At 71.0% G+C, this 26,841-nt stretch carries 18 protein-coding genes; 2 read left to right on the top strand and 16 right to left on the bottom strand.

The annotated features are described in order from the left end of the window. The first annotated feature begins 40 nt into the window (after positions 1-40). Entirely contained in the window at positions 41-964 is a 924-nt protein-coding gene (locus tag ACIPJI_RS01970; protein WP_307706406.1) for a hypothetical protein, read from the top strand. Continuing rightward, on the top strand, positions 961-3,771 hold the full coding sequence (locus ACIPJI_RS01965; RefSeq protein WP_402243915.1) for a stealth conserved region 3 domain-containing protein: 2,811 nt from the start codon (positions 961-963) through the stop codon (positions 3,769-3,771). Before ACIPJI_RS01970 ends, ACIPJI_RS01965 begins: the two co-directional genes overlap by 4 nt. Positions 3,772-3,850: 79 nt before the next feature. Here the strand turns inward: ACIPJI_RS01965 and ACIPJI_RS01960 are convergent, their stop codons facing one another. The 16 genes from ACIPJI_RS01960 to ACIPJI_RS01885 all read right to left on the bottom strand — a co-directional run bounded on the left by ACIPJI_RS01960 (position 3,851) and on the right by ACIPJI_RS01885 (position 26,839). Then, positions 3,851-5,584, bottom strand: coding sequence for a stealth family protein (locus ACIPJI_RS01960; RefSeq protein ID WP_356620963.1), 1,734 nt, complete (start codon positions 5,582-5,584; stop codon positions 3,851-3,853). 330 nt (positions 5,585-5,914) lie between these two features. Then, positions 5,915-7,351 carry a GTPase ObgE gene (gene obgE, locus ACIPJI_RS01955; RefSeq protein ID WP_307706409.1) on the bottom strand — a complete coding sequence of 479 codons (1,437 nt, stop codon included), beginning with the start codon at positions 7,349-7,351 and terminating at the stop codon, positions 5,915-5,917. A 119-nt stretch (positions 7,352-7,470) separates the two neighbouring features. Next, positions 7,471-7,725 carry a 50S ribosomal protein L27 gene (rpmA, locus tag ACIPJI_RS01950; protein ID WP_005317677.1) on the bottom strand — a complete coding sequence of 85 codons (255 nt, stop codon included), beginning with the start codon at positions 7,723-7,725 and terminating at the stop codon, positions 7,471-7,473. A gap of 14 nt (positions 7,726-7,739) precedes the next feature. Further along, the gene (rplU, locus tag ACIPJI_RS01945) at positions 7,740-8,060 is read right to left on the bottom strand and encodes a 50S ribosomal protein L21 (RefSeq protein WP_005317674.1); all 321 of its coding nucleotides are present in this window, start codon (positions 8,058-8,060) and stop codon (positions 7,740-7,742) included. A gap of 435 nt (positions 8,061-8,495) precedes the next feature. Further along, positions 8,496-12,860 carry a ribonuclease E/G gene (locus ACIPJI_RS01940; protein ID WP_402243912.1) on the bottom strand — a complete coding sequence of 1,455 codons (4,365 nt, stop codon included), beginning with the start codon at positions 12,858-12,860 and terminating at the stop codon, positions 8,496-8,498. A gap of 233 nt (positions 12,861-13,093) precedes the next feature. After that, the gene (locus tag ACIPJI_RS01935) at positions 13,094-13,861 is read right to left on the bottom strand and encodes a TIGR03936 family radical SAM-associated protein (protein ID WP_356620965.1); all 768 of its coding nucleotides are present in this window, start codon (positions 13,859-13,861) and stop codon (positions 13,094-13,096) included. A 123-nt stretch (positions 13,862-13,984) separates the two neighbouring features. Beyond that, on the bottom strand, positions 13,985-15,157 hold the full coding sequence (locus tag ACIPJI_RS01930) for a hypothetical protein (protein WP_402244721.1): 1,173 nt from the start codon (positions 15,155-15,157) through the stop codon (positions 13,985-13,987). Between the two features lie 132 nt (positions 15,158-15,289). After that, positions 15,290-17,215, bottom strand: a complete 1,926-nt coding sequence (locus tag ACIPJI_RS01925) for a TIGR03960 family B12-binding radical SAM protein (RefSeq protein WP_307706413.1) — start codon at positions 17,213-17,215, stop codon at positions 15,290-15,292. A gap of 51 nt (positions 17,216-17,266) precedes the next feature. Further along, positions 17,267-18,784 (bottom strand): CHAD domain-containing protein, encoded by a 1,518-nt coding sequence (locus tag ACIPJI_RS01920; RefSeq protein ID WP_402243910.1) that lies wholly within the window; start codon positions 18,782-18,784, stop codon positions 17,267-17,269. Positions 18,785-19,437: 653 nt separating this feature from the next. Further along, the gene (rodA, locus tag ACIPJI_RS01915) at positions 19,438-20,640 is read right to left on the bottom strand and encodes a rod shape-determining protein RodA (RefSeq protein ID WP_402243909.1); all 1,203 of its coding nucleotides are present in this window, start codon (positions 20,638-20,640) and stop codon (positions 19,438-19,440) included. A 3-nt stretch (positions 20,641-20,643) separates the two neighbouring features. Continuing rightward, positions 20,644-22,812: a penicillin-binding protein 2 gene (mrdA, locus tag ACIPJI_RS01910; RefSeq protein ID WP_402243907.1), complete on the bottom strand. Its 2,169-nt coding sequence runs from the start codon at positions 22,810-22,812 to the stop codon at positions 20,644-20,646. A gap of 16 nt (positions 22,813-22,828) precedes the next feature. Beyond that, a complete protein-coding gene (mreD, locus tag ACIPJI_RS01905) occupies positions 22,829-23,500 on the bottom strand; it encodes a rod shape-determining protein MreD (protein ID WP_307706417.1) in 672 nt (223 codons plus the stop codon). Between the two features lie 13 nt (positions 23,501-23,513). After that, complete coding sequence (mreC, locus tag ACIPJI_RS01900; protein ID WP_402243905.1) at positions 23,514-24,536, bottom strand: rod shape-determining protein MreC; 1,023 nt, start codon at positions 24,534-24,536, stop codon at positions 23,514-23,516. 129 nt (positions 24,537-24,665) lie between these two features. Beyond that, positions 24,666-25,685, bottom strand: a complete 1,020-nt coding sequence (locus ACIPJI_RS01895; protein ID WP_307710355.1) for a rod shape-determining protein — start codon at positions 25,683-25,685, stop codon at positions 24,666-24,668. A 283-nt stretch (positions 25,686-25,968) separates the two neighbouring features. Continuing rightward, on the bottom strand, positions 25,969-26,379 hold the full coding sequence (gene ndk, locus ACIPJI_RS01890) for a nucleoside-diphosphate kinase (RefSeq protein WP_005317637.1): 411 nt from the start codon (positions 26,377-26,379) through the stop codon (positions 25,969-25,971). Positions 26,380-26,488: 109 nt separating this feature from the next. Continuing rightward, complete coding sequence (locus tag ACIPJI_RS01885) at positions 26,489-26,839, bottom strand: DUF4233 domain-containing protein (protein ID WP_402243903.1); 351 nt, start codon at positions 26,837-26,839, stop codon at positions 26,489-26,491. Positions 26,840-26,841: the final 2 nt, after the last annotated feature.

Genomic DNA, 26,841 nt, shown 5'->3' with positions numbered 1-26,841 from the left:
CAAACGTGCTCGCCGGGCCGCCGTCCGAATACGCCGTCGCGTGGAGCAGCTGCACACGGTCCCGACGATCAGCGGCGGGATCCGCCCACGCGCGCAGCTCCGGCCCGTCCACTACTCGGTCTCCAACGGCCGGACCCTGAACTTCGCCGTCGCCGTCCCGGGGCGGCAGGTCGCTTCCGCCGCTCTGCTGCTCTCTCACGGGACTGCCCGCGAACAGGTACCCCTGGAGCTCGAGCCGCAGGCCGACGGCACACTGCTGCTCACCGCGACGGTGCCGCTGCGCCATCGCGACGCGCAGGAGCCCACGAACCGCGGACCCGCCCTGGGCACCGGTATCTGGAGACTCGCGGTCCTGATCACCACCGCCGACGGGCAGACGCATCGCACCAGGGTCACCGCCCCCGCGCCGCCGGTGCTGTCGGACGGTCCGACCCTGCCGTACTCGCCCTCGCCGACGAGCGGTGCGTGGTTCCGTCCCGTCCGTTCCGTCGACGGCTTCGCGCTGCTGAAGGTCAGGTCGCCCCGCCCCCACGCCGAACTCACCTCGTTCGACCTGCGCTGGGACCGGGTCACCGTGCACGGCAGGCTCATCGGCTGCGCTCCCTCGCAAGCCTCCGGGACGGTCGAGGCCGTTGTGCGCCGCGGCAACCAGAAGGCTGTCACCACCAGACCGGAGTGGCAGGGCGACCGGTTCACCTTCGATGTGCCCCTCGACAGGATGGGCGGGGGGACAGCACGGACCTGGGACTTGTACCTGCGGCTCGGCAGGAGCCGGCTCAGGATCACCCGCCGGCTGACCGATGTCCGTCATCCCCGGCAGGTTTACCGCACCCCCTTCCGTATCGTCGCCCTCGACAACGGCTCTCTCCTGCGGGTGCACGCTCATCTCACGGCGGCCGGCGCGCTTTCCGTCAGCTGCGCCGAACTCGTACCCGCGCCCCGCAGCACAGAGGAAGTCGCATGAAGATCACGTTTCTGCTCACCTGGGGCGATGAGATGGGCGGCACCGAGATGGCCGCCTACACCCAGGCGATCCATCTCGCGCCACGCCATGAGGTAGAAGTCCTCAGCGTCTTCAAGACCCGGCAGGAACCGTTCTTCGCAGCCGCCCGGAAGGTCGAGCGCCGTTACCTGGTGGACCGGACGGACGGGCACGAGCGGCCCGTACGCGACTCCGCGCTCGACGCGGAGGCCTGCCGCACGCTGGCCTCCCTGCCCAGCGAGATCATCAAGCCGGCGTGGGAGAGCACCTTCAACCGCCTCTCCGACGTGGAGATGACGAGGGCACTCGGCTCCCTGGACACCGATGTCCTCGTCACGACCACGCCGGCGCTCATGGCCGCCGTCGCCGACCTCGCTCCGGCGCGGGTCGTCACCGTGCACCAGGAGCACCGCGCCTCCCAGCTCCGCGGCGTCTCCGGCGAGCCCCTCCTCGTCTACGCGCCCCGCATCGACGCCCTCGTCTCGCTCACCGAGCGCACGAACGACTGGTTCGCCGACTCGCTCCAGGGCGCCGCGCCCGAGCTGGTCGCCATCCCGAACGCGGTCCCCGACGGCTTCCGCCCGCGGTCCGACCTGGAGAGCAAAACCATCGTTCTGGCTGCCCGGATGACTCCCGAGAAGCAGCTGGACCATGCCATCCATGCCTTCCACCGGGTCTCCGGGGACTTCCCCGACTGGACGCTGCGCATCTTCGGCGACGGTCCTCAGCAGGTGCGGCTGCGTCGCCTCGTAGAGGGCCTCGGCATGCACTCGCAGGTCGAACTCATGGGCCGCTCCGACCAGATGGAGCAGGAGTGGGCGAAGGCTTCGCTGTGCCTGCTGCCGTCGCGCAACGAGGCCTTCCCCCTGGTGCTGCTGGAGGTGTTCGCCGCGGGTGTTCCGGTGATCGCCTACGACATCGTGACCGGTCCCGCCGAGATCATCCGCCACGACGTCGACGGACTGCTGGTGCCGCCCGGTGACATCGACTCACTGGCCGCGGCGATGTCCCGCCTGATGGAGGACGACGCCACTCGGCACGCCTTCGGCAAGGCGGCCAGGACCGGGGTCAACGAGCGCTTCTCCGGCGAGAAGATCACGTCGCAGTGGGAGGAGCTCTTCGAGCGCCTCGTCGCCCGGCGTGACTCTCCGAAGCGCCTCGCCGACCGTGCCGACCGCACCGCCATGCGCATCGCCCAGGGCGGTACCAAGAGCTTCAGCGTCGCGGCCCCCGTCTCCTTGCTCGCGAACTCCGCGGACGAGCAGAAGGCGCGCGAGGTACTGATCCAGGCACAGAACCGGTCGCTCATCCGCTCCGCCGGCCGTCTCGCCGAAGAGCGGGACGACATCGACGGGCCGACGATGGCCAACCTCAACCTGGAGATAACGGCCAAGGCTCTCGAGGACTCGGGTGTCCCCTTCGTCCTCGTCCGCAACGACGGCCTCGCACACCTCCTGGCCGTGCCCGTCGAGCAGCGCGCCCGCGCCCTCCAGGCGCTGGCGACCCAGTTGCAGGGCAAGCCCGTCTACGGCGAGCTGATCACTCCGCGGGGTGCCGCACCCGGCGCCGTGCTGGCCGAGCGGCTCGAAGACGTCGGTGAGATCGCCGGTGTACGGGTCTTCAAGCCGGTGACGAGCGAGAGCCGGACACTGCGCTACGGCCCCGCGTACGGATGCACCGTCGAGTTCTGGGACGAGGACGACGACGGCTGGCGGAACAGCCCGCGTTCCAACACGCTCCTCGGACGCCGTCTGCCCTCGCTGGAGCCCACGGCCAAGCTCCAGGTCGGCGAACACGACTATCCGACGCTGACCCAGTTCACCAAGCAGCTGATGTGGGACGTGGACTTCCCCGTCGACGTCGTCTACACGTGGGTCGACGACACCGACCCGGCGTGGCGGGAGCGGCGCGACAACGTCCGCCGCCGCCTGGACATGCCGGTCGACGACGCCGACAGCGGTGACGTCCGCTTCCGTAACCGGGACGAACTGCGGTACTCCTTGCGGTCACTGGCGATGTTCGCGCCGTGGGTGCGCAACATCTACCTCGTGACCGACGACCAGACCCCCAACTGGCTGGACACCGATCAGCCCGGCATCGAGGTGGTCAGCCACCGCGACATGTTCCCGGACCAGTCGTGGCTGCCCACGTTCAACTCGCACGCCATCGAGAGCCAGCTGCACCGTATCGACGGACTGGCCGAGCACTTCCTCTACTTCAACGACGACGTGTTCATCGGCCGTCCGCTCTCGGCCGGTTCGTTCTTCCTCAGCAACGGTGTCGCGAAGCTGTTCCGTTCGCCGACCCCCGTCCCGCCGAGCGAGCCGTCGCCGGACGACGAGGGCTACTTCGCCGCCGCGAAGAACAACCGGGCCCTGCTGGAGGAGGCGTTCGGCCGGGTCGCCACCCACGGCTTCCTGCACGCCCCCCACCCGCTGCGCCGCAGTGTGCTCTCGGAGATCGCCGAGCGGTTCCCCGAGGAGGTCTCGGCGACGGCCCGTAATCCGTTCCGTGCCAACACCGACCTGTCGATCACCTCGTCGCTGCACCACCACTACGGCTACCTCACGGGCCGCTCCGTGCCGTCCGCCATCTCCTGCAGCTACATCAACGTCGGCAACTACGAGCACCACTCGGTGCTCAGCAGGCTGCTGGCCGCCCGGAGCCACGACGTCTTCTGCATCGGGGAGTCCGCGGACGCCGAGGTGCCCGTCGACGAGCAGGACCGTGTGCTGCGCGCCTTCCTCAACGCCTACTTCCCGGTCCCTTCGCGGTTCGAGCGGAGCTGAGGCGAACAGCGCATGAAGGAGGGGCTCCTCGTCCGTACGGACGAGGAGCCCCTCCTTCATGCTGTCGGCGCGTTCCCCGCTACTTCTCGAACGGGCTCCGCACCGGGAAGTACGCCTCGAGGAACGGCGTGATCAGGTCCTTCTGGCCCGTCACGTCCTGCTCCGTCGAGACCGTGTCGTTGACGCAGAACACCGTCTTGTCGCGGTTGGCGAGCAGCCGCCCCAGCCGGGCCTCCGTCCACGGGTGCGTCAGGTCCAGGTAGCTGTACGGCAGCTTCGACGGCACCGCCCGCTGCGTGTGGAAGGCGTAGTAGTGGTGCAGCGACGACGCGATGGAGATGTCGTCGATGCTGCGGAACCTGCTCGCCTCCGTGCGGCGGTACTGGGCCTCGAACTCGGACTCGATCTCGGTGAGCACGCTGCGGCGCAGCGCGTGCGGCATGTGCTTCATCTTCTGGACGAGCACCGCGCCGTAGCGTTCCTCGATCAGCCGGCGGTTGTTCTTGCCCGCTGCCGCGACCGGCGGGTCTTCGGCGGTCCGCTCACCGAGCGGCACCAGCGCCGGGGACGGGAAGAACTTGGTGAGGCCGTTGGAAAGGAAGAAGTCCTGCGGCGTCACCTCGCTGCCGAGCATCACGTCGTCGTTGAAGTAGAGGAAGTGCTCGGCCAGCCCCTCGATGTGGTGCAGCTGGCTCTCGATGGCGTGCGAGTTGAACGTGGGCAGCAGGTTCGGGGAGCGGAAGATCTCCTTGTGACTGACCACCTTCAGGCCCGGCACCTCGGTGTTCAGCCAGTCCGGGGTCTGGTCGTCCGTCACGAGGTAGATGTTGCGCACCCAGGGCGCGTACATGTGCAGCGAGCGCAGGGAGAAGCGCAGTTCGTCGCGGCTCAGGTAACGCGCGGCGTTGGCCGCCTCCGCGTGGTAGCCCTCACCGGAGAACTCGGCCCGGCGCCGCAGCCACGCGGGGTCGGCGCCGTCCACCCAGGTGTACACGACGTCGATGGGGAAGGTGACCGTCTCGGTGGGGACGACGGCCAGTTCGGCCCGTGTGGGCACCTGCGGAGCGTCGGCGGCCTCACGGGGCGCGAGGTCGGTGAAGTACGCCTCCGACACGGTGACGGTCCCGCCTTCGAGCGGCAGGGCCGCAGCGAGCTTCCCGGGCCGCGGGGCCGTCAGCAGACCCTCCTCCTCGTGCCAGAACTCGATGTCGCAGCCGTACTCGGCACCGAGCTTCAACTGGCGGGTGGGGTCGGTGCGGTACCAGGTGACGCGGATGATCTCCGCGTCACGCAACCGACGCCACGTGGAGGCCTCGTAGCCGGGCAGCGAGCTCCGGGGAGCCGGGCCGTTGCCCCGGACCTCGGCGGCGTAGCCGGGCTCGTCACGGCAGGCGGCGGCGAGCGCCTTCAGCACCTCTGCGCGGTCCTCGACGCGGACGGCCACCGCGGACGCGCGGTCCGAACGGCCCCGTACACAGAAGTGCTCGATGCCGGCCCCGGCCAGCACCCGCAGCACGGCGGAGAGATTGTCCCGGCGGGCCTGCAGCGGGGTCGTCCCCACCGCCACCAACGCCACCTTCAGTTCCTGGCCGACGGAGATCACGGCGCGGTCGGGTCCTGAGGCGAGGGCCTCGTAACGCCGGGCCACGCGGCCGGCACGGATACGCTCCGCGACGGCGGTGCCATTGGCTATACGCGTCTTCAGACGGCGACGCACATCGGCATCGACCTGCGAGACGATCGCCCGCCGCACACTCTCCGGTACGGCTCGGCGGTAGACCCCAAGCAGCCGGGGTGCCTCGGGATTTCGCACTGCGGGCGACTCCTTGAACGTGATCGGAAGGGAACGTGAACACCTTCAGTATGACCGGTGTTCCCTACCCTCCGGGCCGCCGGGCACGGTATCCCGCCACTGTGGCCGGACCGTGGCACACGGCCCGTACGGACGGCCCGCCCGGGCCGGAGAACGACCGGCGCGGGCGGAGTTCATGCGCCGTGCCGGAGCCGGTGCCCCGCACTCGGCGGCCGGGCCCGTAGGTACGGGCCCGGCCGCCGATCCAAGTGCGGCCCGGTCGCCCGGCACCTCGGGGGTGCCGGCCGCCGCGGCCGCTCACCCTGCGTCTGGAGGATCAGAACCGGAGGCTCAGAAGGGGTCGAAGCCCTCGAACTCCTTCTGCGCCTCGTCCCGCTCGGCGTCGCGGTCCCGCCGCCGCTGCGCGGCCGGACGCGGCGCCTCGAGGCGGTGGTCCTCGCCACGGCGGCCGAGCATCTCCGCGCCCGCCATCATCGTCGGCTCCCAGTCGAAGACGACCGCGTTGTCCTCGGGGCCGATGGCCACGCCGTCACCGGCGCGAGCACCCGCCTTCATCAACTGGTCCTCGACACCGAGGCGGTTGAGGCGGTCTGCCAGGTAGCCGACGGCCTCGTCGTTGTTGAAGTCGGTCTGGCGCACCCAGCGCTCCGGCTTCTCGCCGCGCACTCGGAAGAGACCGTCCTCCTCCTGCCGGACGGTGAAGCCCGCGTCGTCGACCGCCTTCGGGCGGATCACGATCCGGGTCGCCTCCTCCACGGGCTTGGCGGCCCGAGCCTCCGCGATGATCTCGGCCAGCGCGAAGGACAGCTCCTTGAGGCCCTTGTGCGCCACCGCCGACACTTCGAACACCCGGTAGCCGCGCGCCTCGAGGTCGGGGCGGATCATGTCGGCGAGGTCCTGGCCGTCCGGGATGTCGACCTTGTTGAGGACGACGATCCGCGGCCGGTCGTCGAGGCCGCCGTACTGCCGCAGCTCCTCCTCGATGACGTCGAGGTCGGAGACCGGGTCACGGTCGGACTCCAGCGTCGCCGTGTCCAGGACGTGCACCAGCACCGAGCAGCGCTCGACGTGGCGCAGGAACTCCAGGCCCAGGCCGCGACCCTGGCTGGCTCCCGGGATCAGTCCGGGGACGTCCGCGATGGTGTACACGGTCGAGCCCGCGGTGACGACGCCCAGGTTCGGCACGAGGGTGGTGAAGGGGTAGTCCGCGATCTTCGGCTTGGCGGCGCTGAGCACGGAGATCAGCGACGACTTGCCGGCGCTCGGGAAGCCCACGAGCGCCACGTCGGCGACCGTCTTGAGCTCCAGCACGATGTCCCCGGTCTGGCCGGGGACACCCAGCAGCGCGAAACCGGGGGCCTTGCGGCGCGCGGACGCGAGCGCCGCGTTGCCGAGGCCGCCCCGGCCGCCCTCGGCGGCGACGAAGGTCGTGCCCTGGCCCACCAGGTCGGCGAGGACGTTGCCCTCCTTGTCGAGGACGACGGTGCCGTCGGGGACCGGCAGGACCAGGTCCTGGCCGTCCTTGCCGGAGCGGTTGCCGCCCTCACCGGGCTTGCCGTTGGTGGCCTTGCGGTGCGGACTGTGGTGGTAGTCGAGCAGCGTGGTGACGGACTGGTCGACGACCAGGATCACGTCCCCGCCACGGCCACCGTTGCCGCCGTCCGGTCCGCCGAGCGGCTTGAACTTCTCCCGGTGTACGGAGGCGCAGCCGTGGCCTCCGTTACCCGCGGCGACGTGCAGCTCGACGCGGTCCACGAAGGTGGTCATGGATGTGCCTCCAGTGATGACGTGTGACGTACGTACGTAAATGTCTGTCTCTCAACACACGAAAGGCGGACCCGCTTCCCGTACGGGAAGTGAGGTCCGCCCCTCGTGAAGGATTCCGGTCAGGCGACCGGAACGATGTTCACGACCTTGCGGCCACGGTGGGTACCGAACTCCACCGCGCCCGGCTGCAGCGCGAACAGCGTGTCGTCGCCGCCACGGCCGACACCGGCGCCGGGGTGGAAGTGGGTGCCGCGCTGGCGGACCAGGATCTCACCGGCGAGCACGACCTGACCGCCGAAGCGCTTCACGCCGAGCCGCTGGGCATTGGAGTCGCGACCGTTCCGGGTGGACGATGCGCCCTTCTTGTGTGCCATCTCTCCTCAGTCCCTTACTTCGCAGCCGTGGGGATGCCGGTGACCTTGATCGCCGTGTACTGCTGACGGTGACCCTGGCGGCGGCGGTAGCCGGTCTTGTTCTTGTAGCGAAGGATGTCGATCTTCGCGCCCTTGTGGTGGTCCACGACCTCGGCCGTGACCTTGATACCGGCCAGCACCCACGGGTCGCTGGTCACGGCGTCGCCGTCGACAACGAGCAGGGTCGAGAGCTCGACCGTGTCGCCAACATTGGCGGTGGAAATCTTGTCAACCTCAACGATGTCGCCGACAGCAACCTTGTGCTGGCGACCACCGCTGCGCACGATGGCGTACACGCGGATCTCTCTCTCGCTCGAACGAAACTCCTGATGCCAGCCGCTCGCACGGGCCTGGGGCCCATGACGGTCCGGAATGGACGAGCGGCCTCTCCCGGCGGGCCGGGAGGGAGGTGCTCAGGAGTGGACGTGTAAGGAAACACGCCGAGGGTCAAGGTTACGGGCCGCCGCTCGGAGGGTCAAACCGGCCCCGCGCCTCCGACTCCCAGGCGCACCGGCCGCTCCCCGCCGGCTCCCGCGCTCGGTCGCGGTACCGCCGTCCGCGGTGTGCGCAGGCCGTGCGAACGCCGCACGGGCCGGGCCAGGCCCGTGCCGGGGCATTTCCCGGACCCTGCGCGGTACGTCGTCGCAGCCGTACGCCGCACGGAACGGCGGTGGGCCCCCCTCCGCGCAGGAGAGGGGCCCACCGCCGTACTACGTGTGCCGTGTGACCGACTACGCCTCCGTGTCGGACGAGACGCCGGGGGCCGGCGTCTGCTCGGCGGCGACGGTCTTCTTCGAGGCCTTCTTCGCCGTCGTCTTCTTCGCAGCCGTCTTCTTGGCGGTGGTGGTCTTCTTGGCGGCCGCCTTCTTCGCCGTGGCCTTCTTGGCGGTCTTGCGGGCCGCCTTCTTGGCCGCCGGCGCCTCGGCTCCGGCCTCCTCCGACATGGCCGCTTCAGGCTCGGCCGGCGTCTCGGGCTCGGCGGCCTTGGGCTCCGCGGCGACCACGACGACCGCGGCCTCCTCGGCGCCCGACGGCGAACCCGCGGGAGCCGTGACCTTGCGGGTCACCCGGCGGCGGGCGCGCGGCGGAGCCGCGGACGGCGCCTCCTCCACGACCGGGGCAGGAGCGGCCGGGGCCGCCTCCGGCTCGGCCGGGGCCGGTGCGACCGGAACGGTCGTCTCCACGACGGTCGGCTCCGACGTCGCGGGCGGGCCCGCCGGAGCGGACGCCTTCCGCGTGGCACGGCGCCGGGTACGGCCCGCGGGGGCCGCCTCCTCCACCGGCGCCACGGCGGGCGCGGCCTCCGCGGCGGGCGCCGCCGGGGCCTCCGGCTCGGCGGCCTTCGGCGCGCCGGCCGGGGCCGACACCTTGCGGGTCGCACGGCGACGGCCACGACCGCGCGTGGCTGCCGCCTCGGCCTCCGCCGCGCTGCTGTACAGCTCCTCGTCCGGGACGAAGTCGGGCTCCGCGAGCGCCACGGGTGCCGCGACCTCGGCGGCGACCTCCTCCTCCGTCTCGAGCTCGGTCTCGGGCTCGAGCGGTTCCGGACGGCCCTCGATCTCCTGCGCGGCACCACGGCCGCGCTTCTTCGAGCGCTTCCCGCCACCGCCGCCGCCCACGGACGTCGGCTGCTCCATGTGCACGATCACGCCACGGCCGTTGCAGTGGACACAGGTCTCGGAGAACGACTCCAGCAGGCCCTGGCCGACCCGCTTACGGGTCATCTGCACGAGGCCCAGCGACGTCACCTCCGCCACCTGGTGCTTGGTCCGGTCACGGCCCAAGCACTCCAGGAGCCGCCGCATGACCAGGTCACGGTTGGACTCGAGCACCATGTCGATGAAGTCGACGACGACGATGCCGCCCAGGTCGCGCAGCCGCAGCTGGCGCACGATCTCCTCGGCCGCCTCCAGGTTGTTCCTGGTGACGGTCTCCTCGAGGTTGCCGCCCTGACCGGTGAACTTCCCGGTGTTGACGTCGACCACGATCATGGCCTCGGTCTTGTCGATCACCAGCGAGCCGCCGCTCGGCAGCCAGACCTTGCGGTCCAGCGCCTTCATCAGCTGCTCGTCGATCCGGTGCACCGCGAAGACGTCGGTCTCGCTGGTCCAGCGCTGCAGCCGGTCGACGAGGTCGGGCGCCACGTGCGAGACATAGCCGTGGATGGTGTCCCAGGCCTCGTCGCCGCTGACGACGACCTTGGAGAAGTCCTCGTTGAAGATGTCGCGGACGACCCGGACGGTCATGTCCGGCTCGCCGTAGAGCAGCGTCGGCGCGTTGCCGCTCTTCGCCTTCTTCTGGATGTCCTCCCACTGCGCCTGGAGACGCTCGACGTCACGGCGCAGCTCGTCCTCGCTCGCGCCCTCGGCGGCGGTACGCACGATCACGCCCGCGTCCTCGGGGACGATCTTCTTGAGGATCGTCTTCAGACGCGCGCGCTCGGTGTCGGGCAGCTTGCGGCTGATGCCGGTCATCGAGCCCTCGGGCACGTAGACCAGGTAACGGCCCGGCAGGGACACCTGGCTGGTGAGCCGGGCGCCCTTGTGGCCGATCGGGTCCTTGGTCACCTGGACGAGGACCGACTGACCGGACTTGAGGGCGGCCTCGATTCGGCGGGGGCCACCCGACATGCCGAGGGACTCGAAGTTCACCTCACCGGCGTACAGGACCGCGTTGCGGCCCTTGCCGATGTCGACGAAGGCGGCCTCCATGGACGGCAGCACGTTCTGGACCTTGCCCAGGTAGACGTTGCCGACGTAGCTGGTGGCCTGCTCCTTGTTGACGTAGTGCTCGACGAGCACGTTGTCCTCGAGGACGCCGATCTGGGTGCGCTCGCCGCTCTGGCGGACGACCATCACCCGCTCGACGGCCTCGCGGCGCGCCAGGAACTCCGCCTCGGTGATGATCGGCACCCGGCGGCGGCCCTGCTCGCGGCCCTCACGGCGGCGCTGCTTCTTCGCCTCGAGACGCGTCGAGCCCTTGATGGACTGGACCTCGTCGCTCGGCTCCTCCTTCTTACGGGGCTCACGGACCTTGACGACCGTGCGCTCCGGGTCGTCGGTGACCGCTTCGGCCTCCGTGGCCCCGTCACCGCTGCGACGGCGACGACGGCGACGACGACGGCTGCTGCTCGTTCCGACGGCGGAAGGCGTCTCCGTGTCGGTCTCGTCCTCCTCGTCGCCCTCGTCCTGGGCTTCCTCCGCCTCGGCGTCCGCGTCCTCGGCCTGCTCCTCCGCGGACTCGTCCGCGTCGGGGGCCTCTCCACGGCGACGACGGCGGCCACCACGACGGCGGCGGCGCGACGGGCGGTCCTCGTAGTCGTCCTGCTCCTCGGCCTCGGCCGCTTCCGCCTCCTCGGGCTCCGCCTCGTCCTCGGCCGGTGCGGCCTCGGCCGCGACGGGCTCGGCGACGGGCGCCTCCACGGGCTCCGCGGGCTCGCCACGACGGCGGCGGCGACGGCGGCCGGCCGGCTCGGGGGCCGCGCTCTCCGCCGCGGGCGTCACCGCGGTCTCCTCTTCCTCTTCCGGCTCGGGGCCGGCCGCCGCGGCGACGGCCGCGGCGGCGGCCGTCTCCGGGGTCTGGAACATCGGCTCGGTGAAGACCGGGGCCCGGAAGGTGGGTACGGCCGGCCGCTGGGCACGGCGACCACGAGCGGGCTCCTCCTCGGCGGCCTGCTCCGCCTTGGCGGCAGGCTGCGAGGTGAACTGCGGCGACACCGCGCGGCGGCGGGAGCGGCCACGGGTGGCGGCCTTCTCGGCTGCCGCGACCTCCGCCTCACCGGCGGCGATCTGGGAGACGGCGCTCTCGGGCAGGCTCTCGCCGGCCTCCGTGATCTCCTCGCCGGCGGCCTGCGGAGCGCCCGCGGGAGCGGTCGCCTTACGGGTGGCACGGCGACGGCTGCGCGGCGCGGACGCCTCGGCCTCTGCCTGCTCGCCCTCTTCCACGGTCCCGGTCCTGGGCGCACCGGCGGGCGCGGACGCACGGCGGCGGGTACGCCGGGAGACGGGGGCCTCCTCGGCGGCCTCGACCGCCGGGGCCTCGTGCTCCTCGGCCACGATGGTCTCCTCGTCCTCGGCGACCGGGACGGCGGCCTCGGCCGGCGCCTCGACGGCCTTCGGCGCACCGGCGGGCGCGGAGGCACGGCGGCGTGTGCGCCGGGGGGCGACGGACTCCGCCTCAGCGGCCGGCGCCTCCTCGGCGACGGGCTCCGGCTGGACCGTCTCACCGGTCAGCGGTTCGGCGGCCTGCGGCGCACCGGCGGGCGCGGTGGCCTTACGGGTGGCACGGCGACGGGCACGCGGTGCGGGCTCCGTGGTCTCCTGCTCGGCCACCTGTGCCGGAGCCGCCTGCGCGGCGCTGTCGGCCTCGGCGGCCTGTGCCGCTTCGACGGCGGCCGGCGCACCGGCCGGAGCGGAGGCGCGGCGGCGGGTGCGGCGCGGCGCGGGGGCCTCGTCGGCGACCGGCTCCGCGGCTTCCGCGGTGACGTCGGGCTCCACGGTCTCGGCGGCCTGCGGCGAACCGGCAGGGGCGGTCGCCTTGCGGGTGGCACGACGGCGCGCGGGCCGCGTGGCTGCGGCGTCCTCGGCGGATCCGCCGGCGACGGCCGTCTCCGGCTCGGTGACCTCGGCGGCCTGCGGGGCGCCGGCGGGCGCGGTGGCCTTACGGGTGGCACGGCGACGGGTGCGGGGCGCTGCTTCCTCGGCCTCGCCACCGGCGGTGGCGTCGGCCTCTGCGGGCTCCGCGGTCTGCGGCGAACCGGCCGGGGCCGTCGCCTTGCGGGTGGCACGACGGCGCGCCCGCGGTTCGTCGGTCACGGCCTTGGCGACCTGCGCGGCCTCCGCGGCACCGGCGTCGGCGGGCGTCTCTTCGGCGGCCTCGCCGGACCCGCCCACCACGGCGCCCACCGCGGCCACTGCCGGGATGACGGCCTCGGCGGCCTGTGCCTGTGCGGCGGCGGACTCGCCCGTCTTCGGGGCTCCCGCGGGTCGCGACGCCGCGCGGCGCCTGCGGCGCGGCGGCAGCGTGTCGCTGGGGCTGTTGTTGTTGTCTTCGTTCTCGTTGTTTCCGGCGGTGCCGGTTTCGTTCGACTCGAGCATGCGGGCGGTTCTCCCGTCACGCTCCCGGGCGCCGCGCCTGTATCCGGTCCGGCCGCGGCCCGCGTGATGTGCGCGGTGCCGCCGTCCGGGGCGCGGGCGCCGCACGGGAGCTGATGTCTGGCTCGCCGGTTCCGTACGCGATGTACGCACGGCCTGGCGAAAGTCTTTTGTGTCAGCGCGCGGCCCGACCCAGGTGGCTCCCGAGTGCAAGAGCCGCGCTACGACGACCGTCCTTACGCGGCGGGACCTTCCGGCGCCGTCGCAGAAGCGGTCCCGGCGGCCGTGGGTGGAGCGGCCGGAGCTGCCTCGCGGTCGGGCGCGAGCGGGTCGGTCACCGTGCCGGACTCCTCGTCGAAGAGCCCCTGCGCCAGCCTGGTCACCGCTGCGGGGACCGGCGGCGCCAGGTCGGCCACAGCTCGGAGACCGGACAGGACGTCGTCGGGTCGCACGGCAGGTGTCACGTGCCGAACAACCAGGCGCAGTATCGCACAGGGCGTGTCCCCGGTCCTATCGGACGCCTCGAGTGACGCGACGGCGCCTCGGGCGTCGAAGGTGCGCATGCCGCTCTTCGTCTTCCGGGTGACCTCGACGGTCTCGGCGGCGAGGAAGGCGGCCACGGCGCTTTCGGCGTCCCCGGGCCCGACACCGTCCAGGCGCAGCTCCCACACGGAGGCGGTGAGCCGGTCGGCGAGGCCCGCGGTGCGGGCCTCGACGGCGTCGATGATGTCCAGCCCGTCCGGCAGCGACTCGTCGAGCAGCTCGCGCAGCTTGTCCGGGTCGCGGTGGTCGGTGAGGGCGATCTCCAGGAACTCGGCCTCGCTGCCCGTGCCGGTGGGTGCGGCATTGGCGTACGACACCTTCGGGTGCGGGGTGAAGCCCGCCGAGTACGCCATGGGCACCTCGGCGCGCCGCAGTGCCCGCTCGAACGCACGCTGGAAGTCACGGTGGCTGGTGAACCGGAGGCGGCCGCGCTTGGTGTAGCGCAGTCGGATGCGCTGCACCGCAGGTGCGGGCGGCGGGCCTTCGGGCTGTCGCTTGCCCAGTGGTTCTTCTCCTCGGTGTGGAGCGGGCGCGGGTGGCGCGCCGCCCTCAAGGTGCGGGGTGCTCCCCGGGGGCCGACCGGTTCACCCCTGCTTGTGCAGGGAGATCTCGGGTTCGGCCGCCACGCCGGGAACGGTCTGTGTTTGTTGTCTGCCACCCAGGTTACGCGCCTGACCCGCCGTACCCACCACGGGCCGCGGCTCGCGGGGCGTGCCGATCAGCGCGCGCCAGGCGTCGCGCCGTGCCTGACGTACGGTTTCGCGCGCCGACGCGAGGGCCGCCCGGGCCGCTCGGCCCGCCTGCGCGGCGGCCCTGGCGGCCGGGCGCCACACGGCATCGCGCACGAAGTGTCCGACGGGCGTGCACACGCCGCGGTAGAACCAGCTCGCCGGGCGGCCCACCAGGTTCCACGCGAGCCACTTCAGTCCGCGGCCGACCGCACGCGAGATGTAGCCGGCGATGCGCCAGGCCACGGCGACCGCCGCCGCGATCTCGCGCCCGACGGGAGCGAGGACGTACCGGTACAGCCACACCACGGGGACCACGAGCAGCGTCCGCACCAGCCATGCGAAGCCCCGGCCAAGGGTGCGAAGGAGCCAGGTGATGCCGTGGCCGAGCGGGGTCAGGACCTGCCGGTACACCCACACCACGGGCACCACCAGCCCGTACGTCACCACCGGCACGACCACGTACCGCCACAGCGCCACCCACGGCCAGTAGAACAACGCCTTGCCGAGCCAGGTCAGCACGGCCGCTGTCCCGTGGCCGAGCGGGGTGAGGAGCGTGCGGTGGATCCATCGCGCCGGGGCGAGGAGCAGGTGCTCCACGAGCCAGGCGATGCCGTGGCCGAGCGGGGTCAGCAGCTGCCGGTACACCCACACCACGGGCACCACCAGCCCGTACGTCACCACCGGCACGACCACGTACCGCCACAGCGCCACCCACGGCCAGTAGAACAATGCCTTGAGGGTGACGGTGGCCACCCGCCCCACGGCGCGCGCCACGGAGGTGAGCACCTTCTCGAAGATCCAGGCCAGCGCCCGCCCGAGCGGCCTCAGCAGCACCCGCTCGACCGCCCGGCCGCAGAGGACGAGGACGTCCCACACCATCCGCACCGGGACGACGACGAGCACCACGACGACACGCACCGGGACCCGCACGACCTGGGCGAGGCAGCCGTCGCCCGGCTCGTAGTCCTTCGGCGCCTGGTGGGCGCCGTGGCGCCGGGGCGCGGTGGTGTGCGTCGGCTTTTCCAAGTCCATGTCACAGATGACGCATCACAGGCCCGTTCGGATCCAGTACCTGCGCTTTTCCCCCGGGTCCTCGCGTGCAACGGAAGAAGGCCCGGCCGCAGGTTTCCCCGCGGCCGGGCCGTCCCCCGAGCTGTGTTACTTGACGACGGTCAGCGGGAGCAGCTTCTTGCCCGTCGGACCGATCTGGATGTGCGTGTCCATCTGCGGGCACACGCCGCAGTCGAAGCACGGCGTCCAGCGGCAGTCCTCCACCTCGGTCTCGTCGAGGGCGTCCTGCCAGTCCTCCCAGAGCCAGTCCTTGTCGAGACCGGAGTCGAGGTGGTCCCAGGGCAGGACCTCCTCGTACGTGCGCTCACGGGTGGTGTACCAGTCGACGTCGACGCCGAAGTCCGGCAGCGTCTTGGCGGCGCACGCCATCCAGCGGTCGTAACTGAAGTGCTCGCGCCAGCCGTCGAAGCGGCCGCCGTCCTCGTACACGGCGCGGATGACCGCGCCGACGCGGCGGTCACCGCGCGAGAGCAGGCCCTCGACGATGCCGGGCTTGCCGTCGTGGTAGCGGAAGCCGATCGAGCGGCCGTACTTCTTGTCGCCGCGGATCTTGTCGCGGAGCTTCTCCAGACGCGCGTCGGTCTCCTCCGCGCTCAGCTGCGGCGCCCACTGGAACGGCGTGTGCGGCTTGGGCACGAAACCGCCGATGGACACCGTGCAGCGGATGTCGTTCTGCCCGGAGACCTTGCGGCCCTCGGCGATGACCTTGACCGCCATGTCGCCGATCTGGAGGACGTCCTCGTCGGTCTCCGTCGGCAGACCGCACATGAAGTACAGCTTCACCTGACGCCAGCCGTTGCCGTACGCGGTGGAGACCGTACGGATCAGGTCCTCCTCCGAGACCATCTTGTTGATGACCTTGCGCATGCGCTCGGAGCCGCCCTCGGGGGCGAAGGTCAGACCGGACCTGCGGCCGTTCCTGGTCAGCTCGTTGGCGAGGTCGACGTTGAACGCGTCGACGCGGGTCGACGGCAGCGAGAGGCCGATCTTGTCCTCTTCGTACCGGTCCGCGAGGCCCTTCGCGATGTCGCCGATCTCGCTGTGGTCCGCGGAGGACAGCGACAGCAGGCCGACCTCTTCGAAGCCGGTCGCCTTGAGACCCTTCTCGACCATGTCGCCGATGCCGGTGATGCTTCGCTCCCGCACGGGGCGCGTGATCATGCCGGCCTGGCAGAAGCGGCAGCCGCGGGTGCAGCCGCGGAAGATCTCGACGGACATCCGCTCGTGGACGGTCTCGGCGAGCGGGACCAGCGGCTGCTTCGGGTAGGGCCACTCGTCGAGGTCCATGACGGTGTGCTTGGACACCCGCCACGGCACACCCGACCTGTTCGGGACCACACGGCCGATGCGGCCGTCGGCCAGGTACTCGACGTCGTAGAAGCGCGGCACGTACACATTGCCGGTCTTCGCGAGACGGAAGAGGACCTCCTCGCGCCCGCCCGGGCGGCCTTCGGCCTTCCAGGCGCGGATGATCTCGGTCATGTCGAGCACGGCCTGCTCGCCGTCGCCGATGACCGCGCAGTCGATGAAGTCCGCGATCGGCTCCGGGTTGAACGCCGCGTGCCCGCCGGCCAGCACGATCGGGTGGTCCACCGTGCGGTCCTTGGACTCCAGCGGGATGCCCGCGAGGTCGAGGGCCGTGAGCATGTTGGTGTACCCGAGCTCCGTGGAGAAGCTCAGCCCGAACACGTCGAACGCGCCGACGGGCCGGTGGCTGTCCACCGTGAACTGCGGGACCTTGTGCTCGCGCATCAGCTCCTCGAGGTCCGGCCAGACGCTGTACGTGCGCTCGGCCAGCACGCCCTCGCGCTCGTTCAGCACCTCGTAGAGGATCATGACGCCCTGGTTGGGCAGACCGACCTCGTAGGCGTCCGGGTACATGAGCGCCCAGCGGACGTCGCAGGACTCCCAGGGCTTGACGGTGGAGTTCAGCTCACCGCCGACGTACTGGATGGGCTTCTGCACATGCGGGAGCAGCGCTTCGAGCTGTGGGAAGACCGACTCGGCAGACATGGAAACCTTCGTGGGCTGGCAAGGGGGCGACTCTCAAGCGTACCCGCCCACTCAGCGGCCGAGCGCCGTCCGGATCCGGGGGGCCGATGCCTTGACCCACACCCCGGGCAGCTCGGCCTCCCGCGCCGCGGCGCGGGCCTCCTCCCGGCCGTACAGCAGTCCCCAGACGAAGGTGGTCTCCCCCGCCGGGTGCGCCCGGACCGCCAGCTCACGCAGCGCCTCCCGTGCGACGACGCTGTCCTGGTGGTCGCCGAGCACGCTCTGCACGGCCTTCATACGCTTCCCGAACCGCTTCGCGGCCTTGCCGAGCGCGGGCCTCGCGACCTCGGCCGCGTACCGCGCGCGCTTGGCCGCCTTCCGGGCGTCGTGCATGGCGCGGTCCCGCTCCTCCCCCTCGGACAGCGCCAGGGCCCTGTCCATACGGGCGGCCAGCCGGTCGTACTCCTTCAGCACGGCCTTGGGGAGTACGTCCCCGGGCGCTCCCGCGGCCGCCTTCAGCAGCGGCGGGCGGGCGCACAGCTCGTCCAGCGCGTCGAGCAGGGCGAGATAGCGGTCGCTGTCGAGCGCGGCGATCACCGTTTCCCGGGCGTCGGCGGCGCCGGCCACCGCCCACGCGGCCAGCCGTGCGTCGACCGGGCCGAGGAGCAGCGTCACGGGCACGGCGTCGACCCGCTCGGCCAGCCGTTCCGCGAGCACCTCCTGGTCACGCGCGACGCCCAGCTCCCCGGCGAGCCACTTGAGCTCGTCGATGAGGGGCCCTGTGACATCGCGGTCGACGACCTTCCGGTAGCTCCGCAGGGCGCTGCGGAGCCGCCGGGTGGCGACCCGCATCTGGTGCACGGCGTCGGGCAGGTCGCGGCGCACGCCGGGGTCGTGGGCGACGACCGCGGCGACCTCCTTCTCCAGATAGGCGAGAACATGATCGCCCGCCGTCCTGGCATCGCCCCGCACCTGGCGCTCTGCCGGACCGGCCCCGGTCTCCGTCAGCGCCCTGGCCAGCTTGGACGGCGCGGCGGCCGTGCGGACGCCCGCTTTCCTGAGCTTCTTGTCGACGGCGTCCAGAAAGGCCGGCTCTCCGCCGTCGGCCAGCTCGACCTCGATCTCGTCCCACTGAGCGGTCCCCTCGCCACCATGGAGGCGCTCCGCGACGACGGCGTCGCGGCTGAGCTCCGCGAGGAGGGCGCCGTCGGCGTCGACGAGGTGCTGTACGTCCCGCGAGGACAGCAGCCGCACCACGGGCACGAGCTCCCGGCCCCGCGCGTACGCCCGCACAAGGCCGGCCAGGTCGTCCGGCACCCCGTCGGACAGGGGCGCCGCGATCTCGTCCCGTACTCCGGGTGCCACGGGCAGCTTGAGATGCCATCCCGCGTCGGCGCCTCCCGTTCTGCGCCGCAGCGTGACGGACGAGGCCGCCAGCCTCAGATCGGCGGTGTCGTAGTAGACGGCATCCAACTCGGCCATGCCCTTCCCCACGACCTCGGCCACACGCGCCACTTCGGTCAGGTCGGGCAACGGGGTGTCGGGGGTGGCTTCGTACTTCCGCTCGATCTCGCGCTTGGTGTCCGCCATGCCATCGAATCTAACCGCGCGGCCGCTAGGTAAGCAGGCCCACGCGTTTTTCCGTAACCGGGGTCTCCCCCGGACCCCGTGCGGGCCGACGCCCCCAGCGCCCCTCCCCCGGGAGGGGACAGGCTCCCGCACCCCCGACCAGCCGATGCGCGGCCCGGTCCCGGCCATGCCGCTTCCTGACCCGGGGCGAGCCCGGCCCCCATGGGGCTGACGCCCCCTCCCCCCTCCCCTGGGAGGGGGGAGAAGAGTTCGGTGGGGGCTGAACCACCCCCGAAACGGCGGCTTCGCGCCGCAAACACCGCCCGACCCCGACGGCTACCGGCCTCAGGACCAGAACCCACCGGGAACAACGCGACCGGAGCGGGCCCCACGGACGGGAGGGGGGCGGGGTCGGAGGAGGGGGGTGTCCGGAAGTAAAGCGTCGCAACTCGCGCGAAGCGCGGTGAGGACAGCCATTCCGGACACCCCCCTCCGGAGGCCCCGACACCCGGCACCCACCCACGCAGCCCGCCCCGCAGGGCACAACGCCACCGGACCGGGACGCCCCGAGAACGCCGCGCACGCGGACCGGCCCGGGCGGGGCCATCGGACCAGCCCGGCCCGATGGCCGGGGCGCCGCGCCCCAAGGGTCGGGTATGCCGCCCGCCCAAGGGCTACGCGCTTATGGGCCGTTGCACCCTGATCGACTGCAGCAACCCGATCGCGATCCACACCGCGAACATCGACGTGCCCCCGTACGACACGAACGGCAACGGCAGGCCCGCGACCGGCATGATGCCCATCGCCATGCCGATGTTCTCGAACGACTGGAAGGCGAACCAGGCGATTATCCCGGCGGCCACGATCGTGCCGTAGAGCTCGGTCGTCTCGCGGGCGATCCGGCACGCGCGCCACAGTACGACGCCGAGCAGCACGATGATCAGCCCGGCGCCGAGGAAGCCGAGTTCCTCGCCGGCGACGGTGAAGATGAAGTCGGTCTGCTGTTCGGGCACGAACTGGCCGCTGGTCTGGTGGCCGTTGAAGAGCCCTTCGCCGTACAGCCCGCCGGAACCGATCGCGATGCGCGCCTGGTTGGTGTTGTAGCCGACGCCGGCCGGGTCGAGCTCGGGGTTGGCGAAGGCGGCGAAGCGGTTGAGCTGGTACTCGTCGAGCAGCCCGAGCGCCGTGACGGCGATCGCGCCGACCGCCCCGGCGCCGATGAGGCCGAAGACCCAGCGGTTGGACGCGCCGGAGGCGAGCAGCACTCCGAGGACGATGACGACCATGACCATGACCGAGCCGAGGTCCGGCATCAGCATGACGATGACCATCGGCAGGACGGCGAGTCCGAGCGACTTGGCGACGGTGCGGTGGTCGGGGTGCACCTGGTCCCCGGCGTCGACGCGGGCCGCGAGCATCATCGCCATCCCGAGGATGATCGTGATCTTCACGAACTCGGAGGGCTGGAGGGAGAAGCCGCCGCCGAGCTGGATCCAGGCGTGCGCGCCGTTGATGGTCGCGCCGAGCGGGGTGAGGACGAGCAGCACGAGCACGACGGAGAGCCCGTAGAGGAACGGGACGGCGCCGCGCAGGGTGCGGTGGCCGAGCCAGATGGTCCCGACCATCAGTACGAAGCCGATGCCCGTGTTGAGCAGGTGCCGGACGAGGAAGTAGTACGGGTCGCCCTGGTTGAGTTCGGTGCGCCCGCGCGTGGCGGACCACACGAGGAGCGCGCCGAGCAGCGAGAGCGTGATCACGGAGAGCAGCATCGGCCAGTCGAGCCTGCGCACCACGGAGTCACGGGCGGTGAGCCTGGTCCAGACCCCGCCGCGCTCCGGGCCGTATCCCGGGACGGAGAAGCCGCCTGCGCCTGTCATGTCTCAGTCCCTCCGCGACGCGGGTGTTCCCGCGAGCACTGGTTGGGTGTCCTTCGGCTTCGGAGGAACGTAGGGCTTGACCTCGGGGGCGTCGATCGAGCCGTCCGGGGCGATCTTGGGCAGGGTCTGCTGCGGCTTGGGCAGCAGGGCCCGCTTGAGGTTCTGGTTGCCTTCCTTGTCCAGGCCGTACATCGCGTCGTAGATGTTGCGTACGGCGGGACCGGACGCGCCGGAGCCCGTGCCACCCTGGGAGATCGTCATGACGATCGTGTAGTCGTCGGTGTAGGTGGCGAACCACGAGGTGGTCTGCTTGCCGTAGACCTGCGCGGTGCCGGTCTTGGCCCGCATGGGGATCTTGTCCTGGGGCCAGCCGCCGAACCGCCAGGCGGCGGTGCCGCCGGGCTCGACGACGGAGCGCAGTCCCTTGTCGAGGTCCTTGATGGTTTCGGCGTTCACCGGCAGCTTGCCGTGGGACTTGGGCCTGATCTCTTCGATCTTCTTGCCGTCGGGGCTGATGACGGCCTTGCCGACGGTGGGGTTGTGGAGGGTGCCGCCGTTGCTGATGGCGGCGTAGGCGGTGGCCAGCTGGATCGGGGTGATGAGTACGTCGCCCTGGCCGATGGCGAAGTTGATGCTGTCGAAGGCCTTCAGCTGGTTGCCTTCGAGGCAGCTCTCATAGGCGATCTGCTCGACGTAGGAGCCGCCCTTCTTGCCCTGCTTGCACCAGGAGTCCTTGTTGGCCTCCCAGAAGGCCTGCTTCCACTGGCGGTCGGGGATGCGGCCCTTGACCTCGTTCGGGAGGTCGATGCCGGTCTCGGACCCGAATCCGTAGTCGTGGGCGGTCCGGTAGAACCAGTCGTGGGCGCCCTTCTTGGGCTTGAGGCCGCCGTCGCGCTGCCATTCCTGGTGGCCGAGACGGTAGAAGACGGTGTTGCAGGAGAACTTGAGGGCGTCGCCGAGGGTGATGGGGCCGTGTCCCTGGGACTCGAAGTTGGCGAAGCTCCGGTTGCCCATGCTGTAGGAGCTGCTGCAGTTGTAGAGGTCGTCGAAGGGGTAGCCGGCCCGCACGGCCGCGCTCGCCGAGACCACCTTGAAGACCGAGCCGGCGGGTGCCTGTCCCTGGGTGGCCCGGTTGAGCAGCGGGTAGTTGGAGCTCTTGCCGGTGAGCTTGGCGTAGTCCTTGGCGGAGATGCCGCCGACCCAGGCGTTGGGGTCGTAGTCGGGCTGGGAGGCCATGGCGACGACCCGGCCGGTCTTGGACTCCATGACCACGACGGCACCCGCGTCGGCCTCGTACGGGCGACCGGTGATCTTGTCGGTCTCCCCACGGACGGTCTTCATCGCCTGGTGGAGTTCGTACTCGGCGACGGCCTGGACGCGAGCGTCGATGCTGGTGACGAGGTGGGAGCCGGGCACGCCCGGGTCCGCCTCGGCCTGGCCCATGACCCGGCCGAGCTTGTCGACCTCGTAGGACGTGACGCCGGCCTTGCCGCGCAGTTCCTTGTCGTAGGTGCGCTCGAGGCCGGAGCGGCCGACCTGGTCGGAGCGCAGGTAGGGCGAGTCGCTGTCCTTGGCCTTCTGGATCTCCTCGTCGGTGACGGGCGACAGATAGCCGAGCACCTGCGCGGTCCGGGCCTTGGCGGGGGCCGTGTAGCGGCGTACGGCGGTGGGTTCCGCGGTGATGCCGGGGAAGTCCTCCGAGCGTTCGCGGATCTGCAGCGCCTGCTGGGTGGTGGCTTCGTCGGTGACCGGGATCGGCTGGTACGGGGAGCCGTTCCAGCAGGGCTGCGGTGTCTTGGAGTCGCAGAGGCGGACCTTGTCCATGACCTCTTTCGGCTTCATGCCGAGGACGCCGGCGAGGCGGGTGAGGACGGCCTCGCCGTCGTCCTTCATCTTCAGCAGCTCGGTGCGGGAGGCGGAGACCACGAGGCGGGTCTCGTTGTCGGCGAGCGGCACACCGCGGGCGTCGAGGATCGAGCCGCGTACGGCGGGTGTGACGACCCGCTGGACGTGGTTGCCGCTGGCCTCGTCGGCGTATTCGTCGCCGTTGCGGATCTGGAGGTACCAGAGCCGGCCGCCGAGGGTGAGGAGAAGGGAGAAGACGAGGACCTGGATGATGACGAGACGGATCTGGACCCGGGGGGTCCGGCCGGTCTCCGGAATGTTGCTCACGCTGCTGCCCCCTCGATCACAGTCGCTTGACTCCCTTGATGCGTCCGGCCCGTGCGGCCCGGGTCTTCGCCGCCCTGAGCCGCAGTCCGCCGCGCTGGTCGCCGATGCGCAGGCCGGTGCCGGACGCGAGCCAGCCCGCGGCCACGTCCGTGCCGCCGGCGCTCTGGCTCTCGGCGAGCGGATCGTTCTCGCTGCGTCTGGCGAGCCACATGATCAGCGGCACGGTGAACGGCGCGAGGAGCAGGTCGTACACCGCGGCGGTGAACAGCAGGCTGCCCAGGCCGACATGGCGGGCGGCGGTGTCGCCGACGAGAGCGCCGACCAGGGCGTACAGCAGGGTCGAGCCGATCGCCGCCGCGACGACGACGGCCATGGGCCCGCTGGCGGACCGCAGTGGCTTGCCGTTCTCCGGGCGGACCAGACCGGCGAGATAGCCGATGACGCACAGGACGAGCGCGTAGCGGCCGGCCGCGTGGTCGGCGGGCGGGGCGAGGTCCGCGAGCAGGCCGGCGCCGAAGCCGATGAACGCCCCGGCCATGTGGCCGTAGACCATGGCGAGTCCGAGGACGACGAGCAGGACGAGGTCGGGCACCGCGCCGGGCAGCTGGAGCCGCGCGAGGACGGAGACCTGGATGACGAGGGCGACCACGACCAGCGTCGTGGAGAGCAGCATCCGGTTGACACGCATGACGGATCAGCTCCTACTGGTCGTCGTTCTGGCCTGTGGCGTCGCCGGAGGCACCGGGATCCGGCCCGCCGCCCTGGACCTGACCGTCGTCGTCCTGGACCGGCGCCTCGCCCTCCGGCGGGGTCGCGCCGGGAGTGACGGTGACGGTGACGGTCGGCGTCGGCCTGGGGCCCGCGGGCTTCGGGGGCAGCACGGTGTCACGGGGATCGGTCCGCGGCGCCTGAACGACGACGCCGACGATGTCGAGCCTGCTGAAGCCGACGTAGGGACGCACGTAGACGTTGCGGGTGAGGTCGCCCCGGGCGGGGTCCACCCGGATGATCTCGCCGACCGGCACGCCGGGCACGAAGGGCTTGCTGCCCTGGGAGCCGAAGGTGACCAGCCGGTCGCCCTTCTTCACCTTGGACTTGCCGTTGAGGAGCTGGACCAGCAGCGGTCGGTCGCCCTGTCCGGTGGCGAAGCCGAGCTCGTCGGTCTTCTCCATCCGGGTGCCGACGGTGAAGTCCGGGTCGCTGGCGAGCAGTACGGTCGAGGTACGCGGGCCGACGGTCGTGACGCGGCCGACGAGTCCCTCGCTGTTGATGACGGTCATGTCCCGCCTGATGCCGTCCTCGGAGCCGATGTCGATGGTCACCGTCCAGGAGAAGCCCTGGGCCGCTCCTATGGCGATGACCTCGGCGCCCTTGATGCCGTACTGGCCGGCGGCAGCCGTCCTGATCATGCCGTCGAGCTGGCGGAGCCGGCTGTTGTTGCGCTCGTCGCTGCCGAGCCGCTGCTTGAGCTCGGCGTTCTCCAACTGGAGCTGCTTGATGCGGTCGTGACGGTCACCGGAGTCCCGGACCGCTCCGATCGCGTTGCCGATGGGGTCGACGGCGGCCGCGACGCCGTTCTCCACGGGCCCGAAGACCGACGCAGCGGCCTGCCGTGCACCGTCGACCGGTGACTCCTCACCGCCGCGGATGTCCACCGTGATCAGGGCGAACGCGATGGCGATCAGCAATGCCAGGAGCAGCCGGCTCTCCTTTGTGTCCCTCACGTGCGGCGGCCGTGCCTTCCTCGTAGGAATGGTCGTGTCGGTAGAGCAACGATCCTTCCCCCGTGTCGGAGGCGGGGAGGACCCCATGTGGGGGCCTCACGGCCCCCGTACGGCGTATTGTCCGACCGTCTAACGACGCGGCTGGGCGTCCAGCACCTGCTGGAGCGCCTCGAACTCCTCGACGCACTTGCCGGATCCGAGCGCCACCGAGTCCAGGGGGTTCTCCGCGATGTGGATCGGCATGCCCGTCTCCCGGCGGAGCCGCTCGTCGAGGCCGCGCAGCAGCGCGCCACCGCCGGTGAGGACGATGCCGCGGTCCATGACGTCGCCGGAGAGCTCGGGCGGGCACTTGTCGAGCGTGGTCTTCACGGCGTCGACGATCGCGTTGACCGGTTCCTCGATGGCCTTGCGGACCTCGGTGGCGGAGATGACGACGGTCTTGGGCAGACCGGAGACCAGGTCGCGGCCGCGGATCTCGGTGTGCTCCTCCTGCTCCATCTCGTACGCCGAACCGATGGTGATCTTGATGCTCTCCGCGGACCGCTCACCCAGGAGGAGGGAGTACTCCTTCTTGATGTGCTGGATGATCGCGTTGTCCAGTTCGTCGCCGGCGACACGGATGGACTGTGCCGTGACGATTCCTCCCAGCGAGATCACGGCGACCTCTGTGGTGCCACCGCCGATGTCGACCACCATGTTGCCGGTGGCCTCGTGGACCGGGAGGCCGGAGCCGATGGCCGCGGCCATGGGCTCCTCGATGATGTGCACCTGTCGGGCGCCCGCCTGGGTCGACGCCTCGATGACCGCGCGGCGCTCGACACCCGTGATACCGGAAGGCACACAGACGACGACGCGGGGCCGGGCGAGATAACGGCGCTTATGGATCTTGAGGATGAAGTAGCGGAGCATCCGCTCCGTGATCTCGAAGTCGGCGATGACGCCGTCCTTCAGCGGCCGGACGGCAACGATGTTGCCCGGTGTCCGGCCGATCATCTTCTTCGCCTCGGCGCCGACCGCGAGAATGCCGCCCGTGTTGGTGTTGATGGCGACGACGGACGGCTCGTTGAGAACGATCCCCCGGCCTCTGACGTACACCAGCGTGTTGGCGGTCCCGAGGTCGACAGCCATGTCACGGCCGATGAACGACATGTTGTTCCCCATGAGGATGCGTCTGGCCTTCCCAAATCGAGCGTTGATGGCTTTTCAGGATGGCGAGGTGAGTGCTGTGGCGTGGAGGCTTCCATCGTAGTGCCGCCTGCACGGACACCGCGCGGTGGTCCACCTCTTGTTTATGGTGACGATGCGTCGGAGCGATGCGTTCCCGCAATGCCCTTGCGTATGCCGAAGGGCGACCGAATTCCATCGGTCGCCCCAGGACAAGAGCGCTGTTCGGCTGACGTCCTGTCAGAAAAGCCCTGGAAAGGGGCAGGCCTCAGCCTTCCTGGAAGAACAGCTTCAGTTCCCGAACGGCGGACTCCTCGGAGTCCGAGGCGTGGATCAGATTTTCCCGGACGATCGTGCCGAAGTCACCCCGAATGGACCCGGGAGCAGCCGCGATCGGGTCGGTCGGCCCCGCCAGTTGGCGTACGCCGTCGATCACACGCTCACCCTCGACGGCCATGACCACCACCGGGCCGGACAGCATGAACTCCACCAGCGGCTCGTAGAACGGCCGGCCGACGTGCTCGGCGTAGTGCTGCTCCAGGGTGGCCCGGTCGAGCGTGCGCAGCTCCAGCGCGGTGATCTTCCAGTCGGCCTTTCGTTCGATGCGGCCGATGACCTCGCCCACGAGTCCGCGACGGACGGCGTCCGGCTTGAGAAGGACGAGGGTGCGCTGAGTCATGGTGTGCGGCTCCTTGCAGGCCAGGATGTGTGCGGTCGGGCCGAGATTACCGGGTGTGACGCCGGGTGCGGCACCCGCCCCGTACCCCCGGCGTCAAGGTCTCGGCCGGCTACCGGGCGTCAGCCTCCGCCGACTGCGCGGCCCACCGGGCCTTCGCCTCGTCGATCTTGCGGCCGTAGTGGATGGAGGCCCACCACAGGCCGCCGAAGAGGACGCCGAGGAAGAACATCGCCGGGACGACGAAGCCACCGACGATCAGCGCGATCTGCAGCGCCCAGCCGAGCTGGGTCCCGCCGGGGCGGGTGATCATGCCGCACAGCAGCAGCGACAGCAGCATCGCTACGCCGCAGACCGTCCAGACCGCCGCCATCGAGACGTCGTCCGACTTCATGGCCACGAGGCCGGCGAAGCCGATCACGAAGAACTCGCCGATCAGGGTCGATGCACAAAGCGTACGCACGG

Origin of the sequence: Streptomyces sp. NPDC086835, from assembly GCF_044745705.1 — a bacterium.
Classification (GTDB): Bacteria; Actinomycetota; Actinomycetes; order Streptomycetales; family Streptomycetaceae; genus Streptomyces.
This window is presented reverse-complemented; position numbering and strand designations above follow the sequence as displayed.